General features: G+C 46.4%; 5 protein-coding genes and 1 other RNA gene. All 6 read left to right on the forward strand.

Annotated elements, in window-relative coordinates:
- The first annotated feature begins 156 nt into the window (after nt 1-156).
- Nucleotides 157-1,128: a polyprenyl synthetase family protein gene (locus VN105_RS03160; protein ID WP_325637841.1), complete on the forward strand. Its 972-nt coding sequence runs from the start codon at nt 157-159 to the stop codon at nt 1,126-1,128.
- Nucleotides 1,129-1,311: 183 nt separating this feature from the next.
- Entirely contained in the window at nt 1,312-2,946 is a 1,635-nt protein-coding gene (locus tag VN105_RS03165; RefSeq protein WP_325637843.1) for an amino acid permease, read from the forward strand.
- Nucleotides 2,947-2,993: 47 nt separating this feature from the next.
- A complete protein-coding gene (locus tag VN105_RS03170) occupies nt 2,994-3,458 on the forward strand; it encodes a DoxX family protein (RefSeq protein WP_325637845.1) in 465 nt (154 codons plus the stop codon).
- A 202-nt stretch (nt 3,459-3,660) separates the two neighbouring features.
- Nucleotides 3,661-4,710 carry a Smr/MutS family protein gene (locus tag VN105_RS03175; protein ID WP_325637847.1) on the forward strand — a complete coding sequence of 350 codons (1,050 nt, stop codon included), beginning with the start codon at nt 3,661-3,663 and terminating at the stop codon, nt 4,708-4,710.
- A gap of 24 nt (nt 4,711-4,734) precedes the next feature.
- An RNA gene (gene rnpB / locus VN105_RS03180) (RNase P RNA component class A) lies at nt 4,735-5,110 on the forward strand.
- Nucleotides 5,111-5,176: 66 nt separating this feature from the next.
- Nucleotides 5,177-5,445: DUF4870 domain-containing protein (locus VN105_RS03185; RefSeq protein WP_325637849.1), on the forward strand; the 269-nt coding region annotated here is incomplete at its 3' end.

Consider the following 5,445-nt stretch of genomic DNA (forward strand, 5'->3'; position numbering starts at 1 on the left):
GTGAAGAAAGCCGCTGTAAAACCAGTTGCTAAGAAAGCAGTACCAGTGAAGAAAGCCACTGCAAAACCAGCAGCAAAGAAAGCTGCACCGGCCAAAAAAGCCGCCGCTAAAAGCAAGTCAAAGAAAAAGTAAATAATAAAACACTAGCCAACAGCAATGCATTCATTCAAAGAATTAACAGCGCAGTTTAGTCAGCATTTTGAAAAACAACAGTTCCCGAAACAGCCCGGCAAATTATATAATGCAGCCTCCCATATCCTGGGAATAAGCGGAAAGAGGATCCGCCCTGTATTATGCCTGATGGGAAATGAATTATTTGAGGACTTGCGGACCGATGCATTCGAAGTGGGCAGTGCAGTAGAGCTTTTTCATAATTTCACCCTGCTTCATGATGATATCATGGACAAAGCGCCCATCCGCCGTGGCAAACCCACTGTTCATACGGTTTACGGGGAGCCCGCCGCCATCCTGGCCGGCGATGTGATGCTTATCTATGTATATGAACGCCTCAACAAAATAGACGCACATTATAAACAAAAGATCATCTCCGTATTTAATAAAGCTGCCATTGAGGTATGTGAAGGGCAACAGCTTGATATGGATTTTGAAGGAATGGATCCGGAAAAGGTGCAGTACGACGATTATGTACGCATGATTGGCCTGAAAACATCCGTATTGCTGGCGGCCAGTCTGCAGCTGGGCGCTATTATCGGCGGCGCCGGTGAAGGTAACCAGCAGCACATTTATTCTTTTGGCAAAAACGTTGGCATTGCCTTCCAGATCCAGGACGATTACCTGGATGCTTTTGGCGATCCCGAAAAATTTGGCAAGCAGCAGGGAGGGGATATCCTCGTGAATAAAAAAACATTCCTGCTCCTGAAAGCGCTGGAGCTGTGTACGCCTGAACAACGCGCAGAATTGAAAATGCTCCTGGATACGTCGCCGGCAGACAAAGTAGAACGGGTACTGGCACTGTACCGCAGTTGTAAAGTGGATGAATGGGCAGAGAAAGAGAAAGAACGTTTTCAGCAACTGGCCTTCCAGAGCCTGGATAACGTAGCAGTACTTTCCAGCCGCAAGGAAGCCCTGAAGGAGGTGGCTAACTTCCTCTTAAACCGTCAGCAATAAGGTTCGTATTCAAATTCGCATTATATTCGCGCTTGTCTTATTCAGGATGAAGTGATATGGCTGATTGCATTGATTATTTCTGAAAGATTAATCAGCGCAATCAGCTTTATTACTTTTAAGCGGTAAGACAATCATATTCCTTAAATTTAAAGACAACAAAATCTAAACGTAATTCCTTAGCCAATGTCATCAAATTCGCTGTTTCGGAAGAAATCACTTACTGCCATTATCAAAGATGCCCAGGACGGTTTGTCAGATGGCCATGAAACAGGAGGGATGCATAAAGTATTGAAGGTAAAAGACCTTACCGCTATGGGAATTGCGGCTGTTATAGGCGCCGGGATCTTTTCCACCATTGGAGAAGCCTCTTTTCACGGCGGCCCGGGCGTATCCCTGCTTTTCGTGATTACAGCGGTTACCTGCGGGTTCTCCGCACTCTGCTATGCCGAATTTGCTTCCCGTGTACCGGTATCGGGCAGCGCCTATACTTATTCTTACGTTACGTTCGGAGAACTGGCGGCCTGGGTGATCGGCTGGGCCCTGATCCTCGAATACGCCATTGGTAATATCGCCGTTGCCATTTCATGGAGCGGCTATTTCAACAACCTGCTGAGCGGTATCGGCCTCAGTTTACCGGATTGGCTCGCCAGCAACTACGACAGCGCCACGCCGGAAATCATCGCTGCAGCACCGCATATTGCCGGCATCCCCTTTATTGTAAACCTCCCTGCATTCCTGATCGTAATACTGGTAACCTACCTGGCTTATGTGGGGATCCAGGAAAGTAAAAAGAGCGCCAACTTTATGGTGGCCCTGAAGATCCTGGTGATCCTGTTTGTGATCGTAGTGGGCTTTTTTTATGTAAATAAGGCCAATTGGCACCCTTTTATGCCTAATGGCTTCTCTGGTGTGCTGAAGGGCGTATCGGCCGTATTTTTCGCTTATATTGGCTTTGACGCGGTAAGCACTACCGCGGAAGAATGTGCCAACCCCCAGCGGGATCTGCCTAAAGGTATGATCTATTCCCTGATCATCTGTACCGTGCTGTATATCCTCATTTCTTTCGTACTCACCGGCATGGTGCCATATTATAATTTAAAGGTAAATGATCCCCTGGCTTATGTTTTTAATGAAGTAAACCTGCCCTGGATCAGCTATCTCATTTCTATCAGCGCCGTGGTGGCCACTACCAGCGTATTGCTGGTATTCCAGATAGGGCAGCCCCGTATCTGGATGAGCATGAGCCGCGATGGCCTGTTACCAAAGCGTTTCAGCAAAATACACCCCCGCTTTAAAACACCTTCATTCGCCACCATTGTTACCGGTATACTGGTAGGGATCCCGGCGTTGTTTCTGAATCTCACCATCGTTACAGACCTCACCAGCATCGGCACCCTGTTTGCCTTTATCCTGGTTTGCGGTGGCGTACTGATTTTGCCAAGAGAGGAGAAAGCCACGGTAAAGCGGTTCCAGCTGCCCTATATCAACGGGCAGTTCATTGTTCCTGGTATCGTAGTGGCACTTGTTTTTGTATTCCATAAAGAAATTGCTACCAAACTTTCCCTGGCGGGCGGCTGGGAGGTATGGAAACATAACATTCCCTTCTACATATTTGTAGTGGTAACCATCGCACTTTCTTTTTTCTCACTTACCCGCAAATTGTCGCTGATCCCGGTTTTAGGCATGCTCAGCTGTTTTTACCTGATGACAGAAATTGCGCTTAAGAACTGGATCGTTTTCTCTGTATGGCTCGTGGTAGGCTTAACTATTTATTTCCTTTACAGCTATACCAACAGCAAGCTGGCCGCAAAAGCTTAAATCTTCGTAACTTCAGTGTAGCTCTTTGATCCTAAAATTTATATTTTATGAACATGCTACAACGGGTTGAACACTGGGGTGATAAACATCACCCGAATTGGCTGAGTGTGGTCCGCATTCTGCTGGGGATATTTCTCATGTACGTGGGTGTGCGGTTTGTACAGGACCGCGATGCACTGATCTCCATGATTAACCAGAACCCCAATCTGGCCACCCTGTCCATATTCCTGGGACATTATGTTGTATTTGCACACACGGTAGGAGGGTTGTTCATTGCAATGGGACTGCTTACAAGGTTCTCGGCGCTGGTGAATATCCCCGTATTGCTGGGTGCTGTATTTTTTGTTCATTCTCCAACAGGACTGTTTACCGTCTACCCGGTAATGGGTATCTCTTTACTGGTATTATTCCTGTTGATATTCTTCCTGATTGAAGGCAGTGGCCGTATTTCAGTGGATGAATACATGCGCCGGCACCCTGAAAAGGACCGGTCAAGGAAATACGCGGACTAGCTATTCTTCATATAGCCGTGCAGGTGAGTGTTACCATTTTAATGGCAATAGGGAGTTGTGTCCCCCACGGATTTTGTCCGGAGCAGGATTACGCTGATTATAATGATTTCATTGAATTTTCTTTTGGATTTTAAAGGATCCCGGGAGATAGAAGCGGGCATATCCCTCCAATATTCTATTTTTGCAGCAGAAGAATGCATTTATGAAATACCAAAAAGGCGACAACATCTTGTTGTTGAGTTCAAAAGAAGAAGGAACAGTGGTTGACATTGTGAATGATAATATGGTGATGATAGAGGTGAAAGGAACGTCTTTCCCGGTGTACCTGGATCAGATCGACTTTCCCTATTTCCATCGTTTTACCCAGCAGAAACTGGTCAAAGAAAAGCCAAAACTGATTCCCGGCGACGAGATCAAAGTAGACAGGAGGAAGTATGAAGTGTTCAAAACAGATAAAGGGATGTTCCTGTCTGTTTTGCCGGTATACCAGATGGATGGATACGATGAAACGGTGAAGCTGATGAAGTTTAACCTGTTCAATGATACGCCGCACACCATGCGTTTCTATTTCCAGATATGGCTGAATAACCAGCTGGATCTTGAGATCAAGAATGAAATACATCCATATAATCATTTCTATCTTGCCGATCTTCTTTTTGAATCGCTCAATGATAACCCGCGGTTTGAGTTTACTTTTTTCCTGAAGGAACCACAACCAAAACTGGCTGCTTCTGTAAAGAAAACCTGGAAGATCAAGCCCAAACAAATGTTTATACAGCTGGAGGAACTGCGAACCAAAGCAGAAGCCACCATTACTTACCCGCTGTTTGATAAATTTCCGGAGAAGGCACCCGAACCGCCTGCACCTGTGGAGCAGGCAAAGAAGAAAGCACCTGTTACCACGGTGGGATCTGGCAATTTTGCCAGCCTGTTAAGCAAGATACAGCTGCAGCCGGAAACTTCCCTGGAGCCCAAACATGAAGTAGATCTGCATATTGAGGCGCTGGAAAAGAACTGGAAAGGATTGAGTAATATTGCTATCCTGGCCATACAGCTGAATGCGTTTCAACGTTACCTGGAACTGGCCATCAGCCATCATCAGCATAATCTCATTGTAATTCACGGAGTGGGGAAGGGCAAGCTCAAAGATGAGATCCACCAGATCCTGAAACAAACGCCGGAGGTAGCCACCTTTGTGAATCAATACCACGCCAGGTATGGCTATGGCGCTACTGAAATAACGTTTAGGTAATATTTTCATTACCTTCGCGCTTCAACTACAAACCGTGCTATCGTTCCGTTGACTTGTGCAACGGGAAGGAAAGTCCGGACAGCGCAGAGCAACGCACCACCTAACGGGTGGGGCCCGGTGCAAACCGGGTACAGCAAGTGCCACAGAAAATAACCGTCTGCCTAGGCAGATAAGGGTGAAAATGTGGGGTAAGAGCCCACGGTGCAGGCAGGTAACTGTTTGTGCGGGTAAACCTTGCGTGCTGAAATGCCATGTATACGGTCGTTTGAGGGCTGCTCGCCCGATGACCGAGGGTAGGCAGATACAGGCAACATGCGAATGTTGCCGCAGATAAATGATAGCAGCTTGTTCCGGCTTGCCGGGACAGGAACAGAATCCGGCTTACAGGTTTGTAGTTTTTTTTCTTTTCTCTTTTTGATATCCTAAAATAACCTGTTAACTTCCCATTATATTTAATCTATATTTTATGAATCAGAAAGATGAACGAACCTGGGGAGCCCTTGTACACCTGGGGGGAATTATTGGGATGCTCATACTGCCTACCGTAGGCAACATTATCGGGGTACTGGTGTTTTGGCTTATCAAAAAAAATGAATCTGCTTTTGTAGACAGCCAGGGAAAGGAAGCTATCAATTTCCAGATCACGCTGAGTATTGCAGCGGTAATTGTAAACCTGATCAATAACATTGCCACTGGCTTCTGGTCGCTTACCAGTTTCTGGCGTCATACCAGGGG

The sequence above is a fragment of the Chitinophaga sp. genome, assembly GCF_035564935.1.
Taxonomy (GTDB): Bacteria; Bacteroidota; Bacteroidia; order Chitinophagales; family Chitinophagaceae; genus Chitinophaga.

Excerpts from the sequence above, each read along its gene's own strand:
- VN105_RS03175 (WP_325637847.1), top strand. The coding sequence starts at position 3,661 with ATGAAATACCAAAAAGGCGACAACATCTTGTTGTTGAGTTCAAAAGAA.
- VN105_RS03170 (WP_325637845.1), top strand. The coding sequence starts at position 2,994 with ATGAACATGCTACAACGGGTTGAACACTGGGGTGATAAACATCACCCG.
- VN105_RS03165 (WP_325637843.1), top strand. The coding sequence starts at position 1,312 with ATGTCATCAAATTCGCTGTTTCGGAAGAAATCACTTACTGCCATTATC.
- VN105_RS03160 (WP_325637841.1), top strand. The coding sequence starts at position 157 with ATGCATTCATTCAAAGAATTAACAGCGCAGTTTAGTCAGCATTTTGAA.